This is a genomic window from Streptomyces sp. SYSU D01066-1, assembly GCF_054956795.1.
Window position 1 is genome coordinate 1 of record NZ_JBUDHV010000043.1, and the last position, 18,537, is coordinate 18,537.

At 73.3% G+C, this 18,537-nt stretch carries 14 protein-coding genes, 3 tRNA genes and 1 pseudogene; 10 read left to right on the plus strand and 8 right to left on the minus strand.

What is annotated here, in order from left to right; all coding sequences use genetic code 11:
• The 5 genes and pseudogenes from ACY1JF_RS28015 to ACY1JF_RS28035 form a co-directional block, all read left to right on the plus strand.
• Positions 1-761 (plus strand): annotated as a pseudogene (locus tag ACY1JF_RS28015) (DNA polymerase III subunit gamma and tau); the annotation flags it as partial.
• Positions 762-893: 132 nt separating this feature from the next.
• Positions 894-2,159 carry a phosphoribosylamine--glycine ligase gene (gene purD / locus ACY1JF_RS28020; protein WP_462708058.1) on the plus strand — a complete coding sequence of 422 codons (1,266 nt, stop codon included), beginning with the start codon at positions 894-896 and terminating at the stop codon, positions 2,157-2,159.
• A 394-nt stretch (positions 2,160-2,553) separates the two neighbouring features.
• Complete coding sequence (locus ACY1JF_RS28025; protein WP_462708059.1) at positions 2,554-4,500, plus strand: hypothetical protein; 1,947 nt, start codon at positions 2,554-2,556, stop codon at positions 4,498-4,500.
• Between the two features lie 236 nt (positions 4,501-4,736).
• Positions 4,737-6,248, plus strand: coding sequence for a N,N-dimethylformamidase beta subunit family domain-containing protein (locus ACY1JF_RS28030; RefSeq protein ID WP_462708060.1), 1,512 nt, complete (start codon positions 4,737-4,739; stop codon positions 6,246-6,248).
• Positions 6,249-6,328: 80 nt separating this feature from the next.
• Complete coding sequence (locus ACY1JF_RS28035) at positions 6,329-7,228, plus strand: phosphoribosylaminoimidazolesuccinocarboxamide synthase (RefSeq protein ID WP_462708061.1); 900 nt, start codon at positions 6,329-6,331, stop codon at positions 7,226-7,228.
• Between the two features lie 298 nt (positions 7,229-7,526).
• Here ACY1JF_RS28035 and ACY1JF_RS28040 read toward each other — a convergent pair.
• The 8 genes from ACY1JF_RS28040 to ACY1JF_RS28075 form a co-directional block, all read right to left on the minus strand.
• Positions 7,527-7,602: transfer RNA gene (locus tag ACY1JF_RS28040), tRNA-Gly, on the minus strand.
• A gap of 31 nt (positions 7,603-7,633) precedes the next feature.
• The gene (locus ACY1JF_RS28045) at positions 7,634-8,248 is read right to left on the minus strand and encodes a response regulator (RefSeq protein ID WP_462708062.1); all 615 of its coding nucleotides are present in this window, start codon (positions 8,246-8,248) and stop codon (positions 7,634-7,636) included.
• On the minus strand, positions 8,245-9,573 hold the full coding sequence (locus ACY1JF_RS28050) for a sensor histidine kinase (protein WP_462708063.1): 1,329 nt from the start codon (positions 9,571-9,573) through the stop codon (positions 8,245-8,247). Before ACY1JF_RS28050 ends, ACY1JF_RS28045 begins: the two co-directional genes overlap by 4 nt.
• A 21-nt stretch (positions 9,574-9,594) precedes the next feature.
• A complete protein-coding gene (locus ACY1JF_RS28055) occupies positions 9,595-10,338 on the minus strand; it encodes an ABC transporter permease (RefSeq protein WP_462708099.1) in 744 nt (247 codons plus the stop codon).
• A gap of 77 nt (positions 10,339-10,415) precedes the next feature.
• A complete protein-coding gene (locus ACY1JF_RS28060) occupies positions 10,416-11,387 on the minus strand; it encodes an ABC transporter ATP-binding protein (protein WP_462708064.1) in 972 nt (323 codons plus the stop codon).
• Positions 11,388-11,703: 316 nt separating this feature from the next.
• Positions 11,704-11,776 (minus strand) — tRNA-Gly (locus ACY1JF_RS28065).
• Positions 11,777-11,856: 80 nt separating this feature from the next.
• Positions 11,857-11,928, minus strand: a tRNA-Gly gene (locus ACY1JF_RS28070).
• Between the two features lie 190 nt (positions 11,929-12,118).
• Entirely contained in the window at positions 12,119-12,436 is a 318-nt protein-coding gene (locus ACY1JF_RS28075) for a histone-like nucleoid-structuring protein Lsr2 (protein WP_462708065.1), read from the minus strand.
• Between the two features lie 348 nt (positions 12,437-12,784).
• Between ACY1JF_RS28075 and purS the strand changes: the two genes are divergently transcribed.
• From purS to ACY1JF_RS28100, 5 genes are all read left to right on the plus strand, one after another.
• The gene (gene purS / locus ACY1JF_RS28080) at positions 12,785-13,057 is read left to right on the plus strand and encodes a phosphoribosylformylglycinamidine synthase subunit PurS (protein WP_215172363.1); all 273 of its coding nucleotides are present in this window, start codon (positions 12,785-12,787) and stop codon (positions 13,055-13,057) included.
• Positions 13,054-13,734 carry a phosphoribosylformylglycinamidine synthase subunit PurQ gene (gene purQ, locus ACY1JF_RS28085; RefSeq protein ID WP_462708066.1) on the plus strand — a complete coding sequence of 227 codons (681 nt, stop codon included), beginning with the start codon at positions 13,054-13,056 and terminating at the stop codon, positions 13,732-13,734. Before purS ends, purQ begins: the two co-directional genes overlap by 4 nt.
• Positions 13,731-15,989: a phosphoribosylformylglycinamidine synthase subunit PurL gene (purL, locus tag ACY1JF_RS28090; RefSeq protein WP_462708067.1), complete on the plus strand. Its 2,259-nt coding sequence runs from the start codon at positions 13,731-13,733 to the stop codon at positions 15,987-15,989. Before purQ ends, purL begins: the two co-directional genes overlap by 4 nt.
• A gap of 159 nt (positions 15,990-16,148) precedes the next feature.
• The gene (locus ACY1JF_RS28095) at positions 16,149-16,514 is read left to right on the plus strand and encodes an effector-associated constant component EACC1 (RefSeq protein ID WP_462708068.1); all 366 of its coding nucleotides are present in this window, start codon (positions 16,149-16,151) and stop codon (positions 16,512-16,514) included.
• On the plus strand, positions 16,511-18,526 hold the full coding sequence (locus tag ACY1JF_RS28100) for a caspase, EACC1-associated type (protein ID WP_462708069.1): 2,016 nt from the start codon (positions 16,511-16,513) through the stop codon (positions 18,524-18,526). The genes ACY1JF_RS28095 and ACY1JF_RS28100 overlap by 4 nt, the downstream gene beginning before the upstream one ends.
• Positions 18,527-18,537 lie beyond the last annotated feature (11 nt).

Below are 18,537 nucleotides of genomic sequence, written 5' to 3' on the forward strand. Positions count from 1 at the left end.
CGGCCGCCCCGCCGGCGCCGGCTCCGGCGGGCCCCGCCCGCCCGGCCGGGAGCGCCCCGAGCCCCGCACCCGCGCCCACCCCGGCCCCCGGTCCGGGCCAGGCGGCCCCGGGCGCCGCTTTCACCGCGCCCGGTGGGCTCGACCCCCGTACCCTCTGGCCGAACATCCTGGAGGCGGTCAAGAACCGACGCCGGTTCACCTGGATCCTGCTCAGCCAGAACGCTCAGGTCACCGGCTTCGACGGCACGTCCCTCCGGCTCGGCTTCGTCAACGCCGGCGCCCGGGACAACTTCGTCAGCAGCGGCAGTGAGGACGTACTGCGGCAGGCCCTGAGCGAGCAGTTCAACGTCCAGTGGAAGATCGAGGCGGTCGTCGACCCGTCCGGCGGCTCCGCGCCCCCGCCTCCGGCGAACGCCTCCGGCGGCCCCTCCGGTGGCGGATACGGCGGCGGTGGCGGTTACGGCGGCGGTGGCGGTGGTTACGGCGGTGGCGGCGGCGCCCCCGCCCAGCGCCCGGCGGCACCCTCAGCCGCGGCACCCGCGCCCTCCGCGCCCCCGTCGTCCCCGGCGTCCTCAGGACCCGCGTCCGGGTCCGCGCCGCGGCCCCCGGCGCCACCGGCTCCCGAGCCGCCGCCCGTCTCCATCGAGGACGACATCCCCGAGGACGACGACCCCGACCTCGACGAGTCGGCGCTCTCCGGCAAGGAACTGCTCGTCCGTGAGCTGGGCGCGACGGTCGTGGAGGAGATCGCCAACGAGTGAGCGCCCACCGGCGTACGCGGCCCGGCGGCCCCGGACGGGGGCACTTTCTCGGATGATCCGACGAACCGTCCGCCCCCACCCCTTCGGCGGCCCGCACAGAACGCGCCCGCCCGCTCCCGTTAGGCTGACCCCGTGAAGGTCCTCGTCATCGGCAGCGGTGCCCGCGAACACGCCCTGTGCCGTTCCCTGTCCCTCGACCCCGACGTCACCGCGCTGCACTGCGCCCCCGGCAACGCAGGCATCGCCGAGGTCGCCGAGCTGCACCGGGTCGACGCACTCGACGGCGCGGCGGTGAGCGCGCTCGCCACGCGGCTCGGTGCCGAGCTGGTCGTGGTCGGCCCGGAGGCGCCCTTGGTCGCCGGGGTCGCCGACGCCGTGCGCGAGGCCGGCATCCCGGTCTTCGGCCCCTCCAAGGAGGCGGCGCGGCTGGAGGGTTCCAAGGCGTTCGCCAAGGACGTGATGGCGGCGGCGGGCGTGCCCACGGCCCGCTCCTACGTCTGCACCACGCCCGAGGAGGCCGACGCGGCCCTCGCCGCCTTCGGCGCGCCGTACGTCGTCAAGGACGACGGTCTCGCCGCCGGCAAGGGCGTCGTCGTCACCGACGACCTCGAGGCCGCCCGGGCCCACGCGCGCGCGTGCGACCGCGTCGTCATCGAGGAGTTCCTCGACGGTCCCGAGGTCTCCCTCTTCGCCATCACCGACGGGGACAGCGTCCGCCCGCTCCAGCCCGCCCAGGACTTCAAGCGCGCGCTCGACGGCGACGAGGGCCCCAACACCGGCGGCATGGGCGCCTACTCCCCGCTGCCGTGGGCCGATCCGAAGCTCGTGGACGAGGTCGTGCAGACCGTCCTCCAGCCGACCGTCGACGAGATGCGCCGTCGCGGCACCCCCTTCTCGGGCCTCCTCTACGCCGGACTCGCGATCACCTCCCGCGGAATCCGTGTGATCGAGTTCAACGCCCGCTTCGGTGACCCGGAGACCCAGGTCGTACTGGCCCGTCTGCGCACCCCGCTCGCCGGGCTGCTGATGGCCGCCGCCACCGGCAACCTCGCCGACCTGGAGCCGCTGCGCTGGAGCGACGACGCGGCGGTCACCGTCGTCATCGCCTCGCACAACTACCCCGGCACCCCGCGCACCGGCGACCCCATCACCGGGCTCGACGAGGTCGCGGCCGAGCACCCCGCCGGGGACGCCCCGCACGCTTACGTGCTGCACGCCGGCACCAAGCGCGAGGGCGACGCCGTCGTCAGCGCGGGCGGACGCGTCCTGTCCGTCACGGCCACCGGCGCGGACCTCACCGAGGCCCGCGAGCGCGCCTACCGGGCCGTCGCCCGCATCGGCCTCGACGGCTCCCAGCACCGCACGGACATCGCGGCGAAGGCGGCGGCCGGGGCGTAGTCCCCGCCGGCTCGCCCGCCACCCGCCACCCACTACTCACCACTCGACACCCGTCACGCCACGCCGCGCGTCACGTCGCGACACCCGTCACGTCGCGACACCCGTCACGCGCCGCGCCCCAGGCCCCGGCTCCGGAACCCCAAGTCTCCGGAGCCGGGGCCTGATGCTTGCCGTCCGTCCTCCACCTCTCCCCAAAGCCATTCCATCGAGTGACCGATGCCCCATACGGCTGACGGGCGCCGGGCCCCCAACTAAGGTGCGGCGCAAGCATTCCGGCACTTGGCCCACCGCACATTGCGATGTCAGTGGCGGGTGCCACAGTGGGGGAGTGAGCACTACCGGCAACGGCACGACAGGCAGGCGCGTCAGGTCAGTGAGGGGATGAGGTCCGGTCATGAGCGGCGTGGGCGTGGAGGGGCGGGGAGCGCAGGGCGCGCGGGCTCGGGCCCTGGCCGTGCTGCGGGTCCGCAGCCGGGCCCTCGCCGTCGCGCTGCTGCCGACCGCCGCCGCGGTGATCCTGCTGGCGGGGGGTTCCACCGGCCACCTCGTCGGCGCGGGCTGGGACGCCGCGCGCTGGACCGTGTCCGTGACCGCCCTCCTCGTGCTGCTCGCCGCCTCCGGTGTCGCCGCGGTCGTCGTCCGCGCGCGTCCCGCCGTCACCCCGACGGTCGAGATCGCCGAGTCGGCGGCGCCGGACCTGTACCGGATGGTGCGCGACCTCGCCGACCGGCTCGACGTCCCCGCCCCGTCCGCCATAGCGCTCACCCCGGACTGCGACAGCTGGCTGGAGGATCGCACCCACCGAACCCACCGCGCCCACCGGCCGCACGGCCGGCCCCCGCCTCCGGCGGACCACGCCGGTTCGGCAGTCCAGGCCGGTCCGCCGGCCCGCCGGCCCTCGGCTTCCTCCCCTGCTTCCGCTGCCCCCTCCGCGTCTTCCGCGTCTGCTGCACCTCCGGCCGGCACCACCGCTCCCGTCCTCGTCATCGGATCCCCCTTCCTGTGGTGGATGCGCGTCGGTGAACTGCGCGCGGTCCTGGCGCCGGTCGTCGCCGGTACGGGACCGTCCGCGCACCCCGACATAGCCGCCGCCCGGCGCTTCGTACGGGGCCTGGACGCGGCGGTGGCGGTGGCCTCGGAGCCGGGCCGTCACCCGCTGTCCCGCGCCGCGCGGGCGGGCGTCGGCTGGGTGGCCCGGCTGCTGCTGCGCGGCTGCCGCACGCACGCCGCCGAGATGGAGCGCGGCGTCGCGGCGGCCGCCGCCGAGCGCGCGCAGACGGTGGACTACGGACTGCGGATCGTCGCGCAGGAACAGGTGGGCCTGGCCTACGCGGGCTGGGACCGGCTGCTGACCCGGGTGGCGCTGCCCGCCTGGCGGACGGGCCGCTGGCCCACCCGGCTGGACGCGGGCGTCGTCGCCGCGCTGACCGAGCTGTCCCGCCGCGACCGGCTGGCCGAGGGCTTCGCCTCCCGGCTGGGCGAGCGCCCCGCCTGCGACCTGTTGGAAGAGCCCGGCGCGATGGACGAGGCCACCTCCCTCCTCGCCGCCCGCCTCTTCCACGGGGGCCCCGCCGAGCCCGGCGCGGACTGGGCGCCGCTGGAGTGGCACGAGTACCCGGAGGAGGTCGTCGACCGCACCTGGCGCACCGACGCGGCCCGCCTCCACCGCGTCCTGGACGCGCTCGGCGTCCGCCGCACCGCCGACGGCTGCGCCTCGGAGACCGACGGCCCCACCCTGGCCCGCGTCCTGGACCACCTCACATCCCCGTCCCCGTCCCCGGCACCAGCCCCGCACCCGCACCCGCACGAGGCCGACGACAAGACCTACGAGGCCGACGACGAGAACGACGAAGCCGACGACAAGACCGACGAGGACGACGACAAGACCGACCAGGCCGACGACAAGACCGACGAGGACGACGACCTCACCGGTACCACCGCCCGGGGCGCCGCCCTCGCCGCCGGTCTCACCGCGGAGCTGGCCCGGGAGGAGAAGGCCACGGCCGGGCCCCGCCCCACCGACCCCTCACCCGCCCCCGCCGGGACGGCCCTGTGGGACGACCGCCCCCTCCCCCTCCTCCCGCTGCGCCCCCCGCGCACCGGCCGCGAGATCCTCACCGATCACGTCACGGCGATGGTGTGCTGCGCGGCGATGGACACCGCGGGCGCGGCCCCCGGTCTCGACTGGCTCGACGGCCCGTCCCTGCTGATCCGCGGCGAACGCGTCGCCGACCTGGCCCCCCGCGTCCTCGCCCTCGTCGAGACCGGCGACCCGGCCCCCCTGCGCGCCTGGCTGACCGACCTGGGCATACGTCCAGAAAAACCGGTACGCCTGGTCTGACCGGCCGAACGCACCGCACGCCGTCCCCACATCACCACCCCCTCCCGCGGTGCCCCGAGCCACCCTCCGCACCGCCCCCGCCCACCCTTACGGACCCCCTGATTCCACTTTGGCCCAGTTCGCGATGAACCGTGACAGCCCGCGCGCGAGATGTGATGTGCTGGGACCGATCGCGCAGATGGCAATCGCGTACGTCATACGCACGACCACCGGGGTTCGAGGGAGGGGAATGACCCATGGGGTCCGAGCAGATCCGCCGATGGGAGTCCGGAGCACTCGCCCACGCCGTCACCGACCCCTTCGGCCAGGGGCCGGTGCCGTGGCTGCGTGGCGGTGAGACGTACTTCGGAGACAGCGGCCAGATCGTCCCCTGGTACGCGGACCAGGACCCCGCCCAGGAACCGGGCGGTGCGGGCAGGCGCCGGAGGACTCCCCGGGAGACCCCGCGCCGCTCCGGCGGCGGCCCCCGGGCCGCCGACGACGTCCACCTGCAGATCAAGGGATTCACCTCCAGCGGCGCGGTCGCGCCCGGCGACGCGATCGACTTCCGCGTCACCGTCGACCCGCCCCAGCAGTTCTCCGTGGACGTCTACCGCATCGGCCACTACGGCGGCGACGGCGCCGCCAAGATCACCAGCAGCCCCCGGCTCTCCGGCATGGTCCAGCCCCCGCCGCTCACCGCCGACCGCACCGTCTCCTGCCACCACTGGTGGCTGTCCTGGCGGCTCCAGGTCCCGACGTACTGGAACATCGGCGCGTACGTCGCCGTCCTCACCACTGACGACGGCCACCGCTCCCACGTCCCCTTCACCGTCCGCGACAACCACCCCGCCGACCTCCTGCTGCTCCTGCCGAACATCACCTGGCAGGCGTACAACCTCTATCCGGAGGACGGCCGCACCGGCGCCAGCCTCTACCACGCCTGGGACGAGGACGGCCGGCTGCTCGGCGAGGCCGACGCCGCGACGACGGTCTCCTTCGACCGCCCGTACGCGGGCGCGGGCCTGCCCCTGCACGTCGGCCACGCCTACGACTTCATCCGCTTCGCCGAGCGCTACGGCTACGACCTCGCCTACGCCGACGCCAGCGACCTGCACGCCGGCCGCGTCGATCCGACCCGTTACCGGGGCCTGGTCTTCCCCGGCCACGACGAGTACTGGTCGGCCGCCATGCGCCGCACCGTCGAACTCGCCCGCGAACAGGGCACGTCCCTGGTCTTCCTCTCCGCCAACACCATGTACTGGCAGGTGGAGCTGTCGCCCTCCCCGTCCGGCGTCCCCGACCGCCTGCTGACCTGCCGCAAACGCAAGGGCCCCGGCAAACCGGTGCTGTGGCGCGAGATCGACCGCCCCGAGCAGGAGATACTCGGCATCCAGTACGCGGGCCGCGTCCCCGAGCCGCGTCCGCTGATCGTCCGCAACGCCGACCACTGGCTGTGGGAGGCCACCGGCGCCCACGAGGGCGACCCGATCGAGAACCTGGTCGCGGGCGAGGCCGACCGCTACTTCCCGCGCGCCCCGCTCCCCCCGTACGACGAACGGGTGCTGCTCGCGCACTCCCCGTACGAGGCCCCCGACGGCGCCCCGCGCCACCAGGAGACGTCCCTGTACCGGGCGCCGTCCGGCGCCTGGATATTCGCGTCCGGGACGTTCGCCTGGTCCCCGGCCCTGGACCGTCCCGGCCACGTCGACCCCCGTGTGCAGCGCGCCACCGCCAACCTGATGGACCGCATCTGCAAACGCGAGTGACCGCCACCGCCCCCCTGTCCGCCCTGGCCCCGCCGTACGGGAGAATGCGGAGGCATTGGACAGAACCACGGGGAGGAACCGTGTCCGGATTCGTCGAAAAGCCCGAACCGCTTGAGGTTCCGGGCCTGGTGCACCTGCACACCGGCAAGGTGCGCGAGCTGTACCGCAACGAGGCGGGCGACCTCGTGATGGTCGCCAGCGACCGCATCTCCGCCTACGACTGGGTGCTGCCCACCGAGATCCCCGACAAAGGCCGCGTCCTCACCCAGCTCTCCCTGTGGTGGTTCGACCAGCTCGCCGACCTGGTGCCGAGCCACGTGCTGAGCACCGAACTCCCGCCCGGCGCCCCCGCCGACTGGGCGGGCCGCGCCCTGGTCTGCAAGTCCCTGAGCATGGTCCCGGTGGAGTGCGTGGCCCGCGGCTACCTCACGGGCTCGGGCCTGGCCGAGTACGAGGCGTCCCGCACCGTCTGCGGCCTCGCCCTCCCCGAGGGCCTGGTCGACGGCTCGGAGCTGCCCGCCCCGATCTTCACCCCGGCCACCAAGGCCGAGGTCGGCGAGCACGACGAGAACGTCTCCTACGAGGAGGTCGCCCGTCAGGTCGGCGCCGACACCGCCGCCCGGCTGCGCCAGGCGACCCTCGCCGTGTACTCCCGCGCCCGGGACATCGCCCGCGACCGGGGGATCATCCTGGCCGACACCAAGTTCGAGTTCGGCTTCGAGGGCGAGGAGCTGATCCTGGCCGACGAGGTCCTCACCCCGGACTCCTCCCGCTTCTGGCCGGCCGACCGCTGGGAGCCGGGCCGCGCCCAGCCGTCGTACGACAAGCAGTACGTCCGCGACTGGCTGACCTCGGCGGAGTCCGGCTGGGACCGGCGGAGCGAGCAGCCCCCGCCGCCGCTGCCGCGGCAGGTCGTGGACGCGACCCGCGCCAAGTACATCGAGGCGTACGAGCGTCTGACGGGTCTCAGCTGGAGCTAGAGCCCGTCCGGGTGTCCGGGAGAAGCCGCGCCCGCCCCGCGGCGCCTGGCACGCCCCCGGAGGGAGCACCCCCCCCACTCGCCGCACCGGGCGGACACCCGGGTACCACCGGTACGCGGGCCGGGTACCACCGGTACGCGGGCGTCCGCCCGGCACGCCGGGGTCCGCCCGGCACGCCGGGAGCACGCACCCGACGCCGCGGGGCCCGCCTCCGGGCGCACGACGCGACTTCGCGGACACTCCCTGGGTCACCGGAGAACAGCGAAAAGCCCCCGGTCGAAACCGGGGGCTGATCAACTGGAGCGAACGACGAGGTTCGAACTCGCGACCTCAACCTTGGCAAGGTTGCGCTCTACCAACTGAGCTACGTTCGCAGGTGCTCCGCTCCGTGCGGTGCGAACACCACTATACCCAACCCCGCTCGCGCGCGAGACGCACCGCGGCATGACGGTTCTCCGCCCCCAGCTTCGTCACCGCCGACGACAGGTAGTTCCGTACGGTCCCCTCCGCCAGCGCGGCCCGCTCGGCGATTTCCGCGACCGGCGCCCCGTCGGCGGCCAGCTCCAGCACCTCGGCCTCGCGGGCGGTCAGCGGCGAGTCCCCGGCGGAGATCGCGTCGGCGGCCAACTCCGGGTCGACGTAGCGGTTTCCGGCGTGCACCGTGCGGATGATCTCGGCGAGCCGCTGGGCGCTCACGGTCTTGGGCACGAAGCCGCGCGCCCCGGCCGCCAGGGCCCGCTTCAGGTGACCGGGCCGTCCGTGACCGGTCACGATCAGCACCTTGCAGCCGGGCAGGTCGGCCCGCAGGGATGTGGCCACCCTCACACCGTCCGCGCCGGGCATCTGGAGGTCCAGGACCGCCACGTCGGGCTCGTGCGCCCGGGCCATGGCCAGCGCCTCCGGTCCGGTGGCCGCCTCGGCGACCACCAGGAGGTCGTCCTCCAGGGAGAGCAGGGCGGCCAGCGCCCCGCGGATGAGGTGCTCGTCGTCGGCGAGCAGTACCCGTACGGCGTCACTCACGAGGTGACCTCCAGCCCGGCCGTCCCGGCGCCCGCGCCCAGCGGCACCCGGGCCACCACCCGGAACACGCCCCCGTCGACGCGCCCCGCCTCCAGCGTCCCGTCCACCGCGCTCAGCCGCTCCCGCAGCCCCGTCAGCCCCGAGCCCCCACGCCCGTCGGCCACCCCGCCGGCCGGTCCACGGACCACCCCACCAGCCGACCCCCCGGCCGTCACGTCGGCCGACCCCCCGGCCGACGCCCCGGCCGACCCCCCGGCCCCCTCCGCCGCACCGTCGTTCTCCACGGTCAACACCACTCGCTCCCCGGTCGTCCGAACCGTCACGGCGCACCGCTCCGCCGCCCCGTGCCGCAGTACGTTGGTGGTGGCCTCCCGCACCACCCAGCCGAGCGCCGACTGCACCCGGGCGGGCAGTCCGGCCGTCTCCCCGCGCACCTCGCAGGCGATGCCCGCGGCGCCCAGCACCCCCCGGGCACCGGTGAGCTCGGCCTCCAGGTCGGCCTCCCGGTACCCCCGTACGACATCCCGCACCTCCCGCTGCGACTCCCGGGCGATGCGCTGCACCTCGATCATCTGTTCCACGCCCTCGGGCCGCTCGCGGCGGGTCAGCTGGACGGCCAGCTCACTCTTGAGCGCGATCACGGCCAGGTTCCGCCCGATCACGTCGTGCAGGTCCCGGCCGAACCGCAGCCGTTCCTCGGCGACCGCCAGCCGGGCCCGGGTCTCACGGGCCTCGTCGAGCTCGAAGACCGCGTTCAGCAGCCAGACGGAGAAGACCGAGGTGAAGGCGAGGAATCCCGCGCCGCACAGCACGGTGCCCACGGTGACCGCGGCGGCGGTCAGGGGCGAGCCCAGCAGCAGGGCCCCGGCGCCCGAGCCCAGCGCGAAGCCGGCGACCAGCGCGGCCACCTGCCGCCGGCGGTCCATGCCGAGCGTCATGACGCCGACGCCGAAGGTGACGATGACGCCGTGGGCGCCGCCCGCCGCGGTGACGGCCTCGTCGCCGGGCCGGAACTCGGCGAACGCGAGCGCACCGGCGGCCAGGACGGCGGTGAGGCCGCCGAGGGCCCACAGCAGCCGCACCGGCCGGGCACGCCGTCCGCGGGTCCAGTCCAGCGCCCGCGCGGCGGTCACCAGGCAGAGCGCGGTGTGCGCGAGGACCGCCAGGCACAGCGCCCCCGCGACCTCGACGTCCACCCGGGCGAACCCCGTCAGCCCGGCCGCGGCGACCTCGACCAGCCCGAAGAAGTGGTACGACCACCGGGTGTACGTCTCCACCTTCGCCGGCGTGGTCTTCCGCCGCCACCAGCCGCCCGGCCCGCGCATCCCTCGTCTCCCCGCCCTGTGTCAGCGCCGCGGTTCCCACCGGAACCACCGGCGTACAGCAAACACCGCGAACACCGTCCAGGCCACCGCCGTCGCCGCGGCGCCCAGCGCCTCCCCGGCCGGCAGGTCCCCGGTCCAGCCGCCGCGGACCAGGGTGACGACCGGGGTCAGCGGCAGCAGTTCGCACACGGAGGCCACCTTGTCGGGGAGCAGCTCCAGCGGGACGAACATGCCCGAGCCCATCATCGAGACGAACGACAGCGGCAACGGCGTGACCTGGGCGCTCTCGCCGGTACGGGTGAAACTCGCGGTGACGGCGGCGAGCGCCGCGCACATCACCAGACCCAGCAGCAGCCCGAGGACGGCCAGGTGGGGCGCGGCCGGCGCGGACAGGTCGAGGAGCACGGAACAGCCCGCCGCCAGCAGCAGGGACTGCACCAGCCCGGTGAGGACGGACGGCATCGCGGAGCCGCCCAGGATCTCGGCGTCCCGCAGTTCGCCGGTGCGCAGCCGCTTGAGGACGAGTTCCTCACGCCGTACGACGAAGACGCCGACCAGGGCGGAGTACACGGCGAACACCAGGGAGAAGCCGACCGCGGCGGGCAGGACGACGGTGCCGATGGTCAGCCCGGCCCCGGCGAGGTCCATCTCGCGCGCCGCCTGCCGCACGCTGAAGGGCAGGACCAGTGGCACGAACACCGCGGCGAAGAGGGCGCCCTTGCTCCGCCCGAGCAGGGTCAGTTCGGCGCGGGCGAGGGCGGTCATGCGCCGCGCCGGCGTACTGACGGGGGCGCGCGCCCCGGACTCGGCGGGGCCGGTGGGGCCGGTGGGGCCGGTGACGTTCATGCCGCGTGCTCCTTCGTCGTCGTGCCCGCGGCCGGCTCCGCCGCCGCTTCCTTCGCTATGCCGAGGAACGCCTCCTCCAGGGAGGCCGACCGCATGTCCAGGCGGCGCAGCCGCACCCCGGAGCGCTCGGCCCACAGCAGCAGCCCGGTGGCCGCGCGCTGGAGGTCGTGGGTGCGCAGCCGGACGAGCCGGCCGTCGGCCTCGTGTTCGCTGACGCCGAGTTCGCCGAGCGGGGGCAGGTCGCCGGGGAAGTACCCCTCGGGCAGTTCGAAGGAGATCCGGGACGGCCGGGAGGCGGTCACCTCGTCGGGGGTGCCGGTGGCGGCGATCCGGCCCTCGTGCATGATCGCGAGACGGTCGGCGAGGTGTTCGGCCTCTTCCAGGTAGTGCGTCGTCAGCAGCACCGTCGTACCGCTGTCGCGCAGCGCGCCGACCAACTTCCAGGTGTCCCGGCGGCCTTCGGCGTCCAGGCCGGTGGTGGGTTCGTCGAGGAAGAGCACCTCGGGGGAGCCGAGCAGGGCCAGCGCCAGGTCGAGGCGGCGCCGCTGGCCGCCGGAGAGCTGCTTGACCCGGGTACGGGTCTTGGCCCGCAGGCCGACCAGTTCCAGCACCTCCGCCGCCGGCCGGGCCCCGCTCACGCACCCCGCCCACATCCGCGCGGTCTCGGCGACGGTCAGCTCGGACGGGAAGCCGCCCTCCTGGAGCATCACCCCGGTACGGGGCCGTACGGCGGCCCGCTCGGTGCAGGGGTCGTGCCCGAGCACCCGGATCCGCCCGCCGGTCGGCGCGGCGAGGCCCTCCAGCAGTTCGACCGTGGAGGTCTTGCCGGCGCCGTTGGTGCCGAGCAGCGCGAAGACCTCGCCGCGGCGCACGCTGAATCCGATGCCGCGCACCGCCTCGAACCCGCCCCCGTACACACGCCGCAGGTCGGTGACCTCAATCACGTGTTCGTGTTCGTTCGCATCCATGCCCCAAGGTTCCCCGCGGAAGGGGACCGGCGGCAGTGCGCGCCGTCATCACCCGGCATGACAAATGTCAGACGTGCTCGGGCACTTGCTCCGCCCGGTGCCCGAGCGACCACCGGCGCGCACCCGCAGACCCCGTCACACATCAGGTCCCGTCACACATCAGGTCCCGTCACGCATCGCGTCCCGGCACGCATCAGGCCCCGCCACGCATGAGACCCCGGCACGCATCGGATCCCGGCACACGGCAGACCCCGGCCACGCCAGATCCCGGCACACGGAAAAACCCCGGTCCATCAGGACCGGGGTCTGATTCCCGAGCGGACGACGAGGCTCGAACTCGCGACCTCAACCTTGGCAAGGTTGCGCTCTACCAACTGAGCTACGTCCGCATTGCCTCCGATCGGCTCTCACCGACCGGCGCGGGCACCATCCTAGCCGATCGGCGTACATGACCGGTACGGCGGTGCGGAGCGGGTGACAGGGATCGCACACTGCGTCTTCCCCCTGGAAGGGGGATATTCTACTACTGAACTACACCCGCAAGCCCTAGTGAGCTGGGCTTTTTGGCCCCGCCCCTTCGGCGTGCTCCAGACTTTAGCTGATCACCGGGGGTGTCGCGCAAGTCGGCTGCCGCGAGGGCCCGCTGAGCGTCCGTCGGCGCCCCGGGCGACGGCTCACCGGGGACGCCCGGGACGCCGGGCACCCGCCCGCAGGGGACGCCGGGTGCCGGCTCACCGGGCCGCGGCGAACGCCTCGTAGACCCTCTTGGGGATGCGGCCCCGGGCCGGGACCTCCATCCGGTTGGCCTGCGCCCAGGCCCGGACGGCCGCCGGATCGGGGGCGACCTCCGTCTGCCGGTAGGTTCTGCCGGACCGCGAGCGCTTGCGGCCGGCCTCCACGTACGGCTCCAGGGCATCGCGGAGTTTCCTGGCATTGGCTTCGTTCAGGTCGATCTCGTACATCTTGCCGTCGAGACCGAAGGCGATCGTCTCCGCCGCTTCCGAGCCGTCGATGTCGTCGAAGTGAGTGACCACGACACGCTGCGCCACGAATATCGGTCCCTTCGTGCGGCATCTCCGCACCGACGTGCCAGGACGTCGCGGAGATGCCGGCTGTTCGCCAGTAATTGGGCAAAGTATCGGCTAATGACATTTCATTTGTACAGTGCCCGGCATTGCATTGTGAAGACCGACTAAATCTCTCCGCGTGTCCGTCGCGCAATAGACATCCGGACGTACGGCGCGATCTTTCCCGAAGCTTTTCACGGAACCCTCCGCCGATGCGTGATCGTGACAGGGCTCACGTAGTTTCCTACAACTCTACCCGCGTAGAAATTTCGGCGGCTTTGACCAGGTAGTCTGAGAGAACCTGCTCAGCACCACACACCGGGAGTGCCAGTGGCACGCGTCGTAGTCGACGTCATGCTCAAGCCGGAGATCCTCGACCCCCAGGGCCAGGCGGTGCAGCGCGCACTGCCGCGGCTGGGTTTCGAGGGGATCTCGGACGTCCGTCAGGGAAAGCGTTTCGAACTGGAAGTTGACGGGCCCCTCGACGAGGCCGCCCTCGCCCGCATCCACGATCTTGCGGAATCCTTCCTCGCCAACACCGTGATCGAGGACTTCACCGTCCGGGTCGAGGAAGCGGCGGAAGCGGCGGGAGTCGCGAAGTGACCGCTCGGATCGGCGTCGTCACTTTCCCCGGCAGCCTCGACGACCGGGACTCGCAGCGCGCGATCCGGATCGCGGGCGCCGAGCCGGTGGCGCTCTGGCACAAGGACAAGGACCTCAAGCAGGTCGACGCCGTGGTGCTGTGCGGCGGTTTCTCCTACGGCGACTACCTGCGCGCCGGGGCCATCGCCCGCTTCTCGCCGGTGATGGACACGGTCATCGACCAGGCCAGGGCGGGTCTGCCGGTGCTCGGCATCTGCAACGGCTTCCAGATCCTGACCGAGGCGCACCTGCTGCCCGGCGGCATGCTCGGCAACGACCACCTGCACTTCGTCTGCCGTGACCAGAAGTTGCGGGTGGAGAACGCCGGGACGGCCTGGACCGGCGACTACACCGCCGGCCAGGAGATCCACATCCCGCTGAAGAACATGGACGGCCGCTACGTCGCCGACCGGCGCACGCTGGACGAGCTGGAGGCCGAGGGGCGGGTCGCGTTCCGCTACGTCGGCCACAACCCCAACGGCTCGCTCAACGACATCGCCGGCATCACCAACGCGGCGGGCAACGTCGTCGGCCTCATGCCGCACCCCGAGCACGCCGTCGAGCCGCTGATCGGCACCGGCCGCACCGACGGCCTCCCGTTCTTCACCTCGATCCTCAAGAAGCTGGTCAACGCATGAGCCGGACGCCTCTGGACACGGTCGAGCACGCGGCCGCGACCCCCGACGTCGAGCTGCCCTGGGCCGAACTGGGCCTGAAGAAGGACGAGTACGAGAGGGTCGTGGAGATCCTCGGCCGCCGCCCCACCGGGGCGGAGCTGGCCATGTACTCCGTGATGTGGTCCGAGCACTGCTCGTACAAGAGCAGCAAGGTCCACCTGCGCCAGTTCGGCGAGAAGGCCCCCGAGTCCGACGCGATGCTCGTCGGCATCGGCGAGAACGCCGGTGTCGTCGACGTCGGCCAGGGCTACGCGGTCACCTTCAAGGTCGAGTCGCACAACCACCCCTCCTACGTCGAGCCCTACCAGGGCGCGGCCACGGGCGTCGGCGGCATCGTCCGCGACATCATCGCGATGGGCGCCCGCCCGGTCGCCGTCGTGGACCCCCTGCGCTTCGGCGCCGCCGACCACCCCGACACCAAGCGCGTCCTGCCCGGCGTCGTCGCCGGCATCGGCGGCTACGGCAACTGCCTGGGCCTGCCCAACATCGGCGGCGAGGTCGTCTTCGACTCCTGCTACCAGGGCAACCCGCTGGTCAACGCCGGTGCCATCGGCGTCATGCGACACGAGGACATCCACCTCGCCAAGGCGTCCGGCGCCGGCAACAAGGTCATCCTGTACGGGGCCCGCACCGGCGGCGACGGCATCGGCGGCGCCTCCATCCTGGCCTCCGAGACCTTCGACGACGCCAAGCCCTCCAAGCGCCCCGCCGTCCAGGTCGGCGACCCCTTCCAGGAGAAGCTCCTCATCGAGTGCACCCTGGAGGCGTTCGCCGAGAAGCTGGTCGTCGGCATCCAGGACCTCGGCGCGGCCGGTCTGTCCTGCGCCACCTCCGAGCTGGCCTCCAACGGCTCCGGCGGCATGCGCGTCACCCTGGACGACGTACCGCTGCGCGACTCCACGCTCTCGCCCGAGGAGATCCTCATGAGCGAGTCGCAGGAGCGCATGTGCGCGGTGGTCGAGCCCGGCAAGGTCGACCGCTTCCTGGAGATCTGCGAGAAGTGGGACGTCATCGCCACCGTCATCGGCGAGGTGACCGACGGCGACCGCCTGGAGATCTACTGGCACGGCGGCAAGATCGTCGACGTCGACCCGCGCACGGTCGCGCACGAGGGCCCCGTCTACGAGCGCCCCTACGCCCGTCCCGACTGGCAGGACGCCCTCCAGGCCGACGACGCGAACAAGCTGCCCCGGCCGGGGACCGGCGAGGAGCTGAGGGACCAGGTCCTGAAGCTGGTCTCCTCCCCCAACCAGGCCAGCAAGAAGTGGATCACCCAGCAGTACGACCACTTCGTGCAGGGCAACACCGTCCTCGCCCAGCCCGAGGACTCCGGCATGATCCGGATCGACGAGGAGTCCGGCCTCGGCGTCGCCATCGCCACCGACGGCAACGGCCGCTACGCCAAGCTCGACCCGTACACCGGGGCGCAGCTGGCGCTGGCGGAGGCGTACCGGAACGTGGCGACGACCGGCGCCAAGCCGCTCGCCGTCTCCGACTGCCTGAACTTCGGCTCGCCCGAGGACCCGGCGGTGATGTGGCAGTTCGCGCAGGCCGTGCGCGGCCTGGCCGACGGCTGCCTGCAGCTCGGCACCCCGGTGACCGGTGGCAACGTCTCGCTCTACAACCAGACCGGCGAGGCCGCCATCCACCCCACCCCCGTGGTGGCCGTGCTGGGCGTCATCGACGACGTCGCCCGCCGCACCCCGGTCGCCTTCCAGGAGGAGGGCCAGCTGCTCTACCTCCTCGGCGACACCCGTGAGGAGTTCGGCGGCTCGGCCTGGTCGCAGGTGATCCACGACCACCTCGGCGGCCTGCCCCCGAAGGTCGACCTGGAGCGCGAGCGGCTGCTCGCCGAGATCCTGATCTCCGCCTCCCGCGACGGCATGATCGACTCGGCGCACGACCTGTCCGACGGCGGTCTGGTCCAGGCGGTCGTCGAGTCGGCGCTGCTCGGCCAGAAGGGCGCGCGGCTGGTCGTACCGGACGGGCTGGACGCCTTCACCTTCCTGTTCTCGGAGTCGGCGGGCCGCGCGGTCGTCGCCGTCCCGCGCTCGGAGGAGCTGCGCTTCACCGACATGTGCGGCGCGCGCTCCCTGCCCGCCACCCGCATCGGGGTCGTGGACGGGGACGCGGTGGAGGTCCAGGGCCAGTTCACCCTCTCCCTGACCGAGCTGCGCGAGGCGCACGAGGGCACGATTCCGGCCCTGCTGGCGTAACCCGCACCGGCCCGCCGGGCCGTCGTCCGAGCCCTCCCGGGGCCCGGACGACGGCCCGTTCCGTCCGGGGCGTCCGGGTTTTCCGAAACACCCTGACGGGCACGGAGGCTGTGCCAGTCTGAAGCTGTGCGTGCGACGGAGACACCTGGGTGGGGGCCGATGGGTGAGAGGTTGCGGATCAGGTTCGAGGCGGACGGACCCGGCCGGGAACAGGAACTGCGGTCGCTGCTCGGCTGGCTCAGGGACGACCGGGCCCTGCGCGGCCACGTCGAACTGGAGCAGGTGACCACCGACCGCCCGGGACGGATGGGCCCGGACCCGGAGCTGATCCTCGCGGTGGTCTCCACCGCCGCGGGCGTCCTGCAACTGCCCCTGTCCTACCTGGCCTGGCGGCAGAGCCGCGGCCACCGTACGCCGCCGTCGGTCACCGTCCAGGTCGACGGAGCCGATCCCGCCGAGGTCGAGGACCTGGTGCGCAGGCTGCGCGGCGAGGGTCCGGACGGGTCCGGCGAGGCGCGGACGTGACGGCGGCCGACGGCACCGCCCCCGCCCCCCGCCCCCGCATCGACCCCGCCCGCTCCGCCTGCGTACTGATCGGCGTGGACGACTACGCGCACCTCGACTCCCTGCGCAGCGTCCGCCACAACCTGGTCGAACTGCGGGACGCGCTCACCGATCCCGAGATCTGGGGAATCCCCGCGGAACGGATCACCACCGTCTCCAACCCGGTCGCGCCGGCCGACCTGGTCGGCCCCATCCGCAAGGCCGCGGAGCTCGCCGAGGACACGCTGATCGTGTACTACGCGGGCCACGGCCTGCTCGACCGCCACGAGGAACAGCGGCTCCTGCTCACCCTCCCCGGCTCGCTGGAGGACTGGCCGGACACCTGCGTGCGCGCCAAGGACGTACGCCGGGCCATTCGCGACATCGGTCCCGCGATGCGCCGCGTCCTGATCCTCGACTGCTGCTTCAGCGGCCAGGCGCTCGCCGACATGGCCGGCACCGACCGCGGTGAACAGGGCGGCCGGATGGCGGTGGAGACCCTGCGCGGCGTCGAGGGCTCGTACGTCATGACCTCGGCCCCCAAGGACCGGCCCTCGCACGCCCCCGACCCCGAGCGCTGCACCGTCTTCACCGGGGCGCTCGTGGAGGTGCTGCGACAGGGACTGCCGGACGGGCCCGGGATGCTGGGCCTGCACGCGCTCTTCCAGGCGGTGAGGCAGCGGATCGCGGACATGAAGCCCGAGATGCCGCAGGAGCCGCAGGACGAGGACCGCAACGGCGTCGGCGGGCTGGACTTCGTCCGCAACGTGGCGGTGCTGCCGCCCCTGACCCCGCCGCCCGCCGTCACCGGGCCGCCCCCGAGCCGCCTCCGCACCCGCCTGTGGCTCCTGGCCGCCGCGGCCGCCGGGCTCGCCGTCGGACTCGGCGTGCCCCCGGCCGTCGACTGGTGGCACACCGCGCACCCCGCCCCCGCGACCGGCGAGTGCGGCGGCCACCCGGACGGCGCCGACGCGCCCCGCGCCGTCCTCCTGGACCACTCCGACGCGCTGGACAAGCAGAACGTCGACTACGAGGAGATCAAGGGCCTCTCCGCCCTCTCCCTCGTCTCCCAGGGCGAGAACGGCGCCGAGGCGCTGGCCCTGGCCGACAACGCGCCCGGTCTGCTCTTCCCCCTCAGCCTCGGCACCCCCACCGACCTGGACCCCGTCGCCGACACCGCGCACACCCTGCGCCGCCGGGACGGCTCGCAGTTCCCCAAGGACCAGCCGGACGGCGAGGGCCTCGTCGTCGAACGGGGCGGCAGGACCGTGCTGGTGTCCTCGGAGGGCGATCTGGCCATCCGCCGCTTCGACCTCGCCACCGGCAAGCAGATCGGCGCGGACTTCCCCATCCCCAAGGCGCTGCGGTACTGGCCCGACGGCGCTGCCCAGCGCGGCCGGGGCATCGAGTCCCTCGCCCTCTCCCCGGACGGGAAGCACCTCTACGCCGGCTGGGAGGCGCCCCTGGCCGCCGACGGTGACAAGCGCGGCCGCCCCCAGATCCGTATCCAGCGCTACACGGGGACACCCGGCGGCACCTACGAGCCGGACCGGCAGTACGGCTATCGCGCCGGCGACGGCATGAACCTGGTGGAGCTGGTCGCCCTCAGCGACGACGGCGACCTCCTCGCCCTGGAACGCGAGCACACCTCCGTCATCGGCACCTCCGTCCGCGTCGTCCAGCTGTCCCTGAGCGGCGCCCCCGACGTGACCGGGAAGGACTCCCTCTTCCTGGACTCCGCGGACAGCTTCACCGACGAGACCGAGGTCTTCACCCTGTCCGCCTGCCCGTCCGGCGGCCCCGGCGCGGTGACCGCCCCCGGCTCCAACCCCGACCACCCGCTGGTCGACAACGTCGAGGGCATGGCCGTCGGCAGGGAATGGACCACCGGCGAGTACAAGGGCTGGCGCCCGCTGTACCTGATCTCCGACGACAACGGCAGCGGCAGCCAGATCACCCGCCTGTACTCACTCGCGCTGCGCCCGAAGCCGTAGGCCGCCCCGCA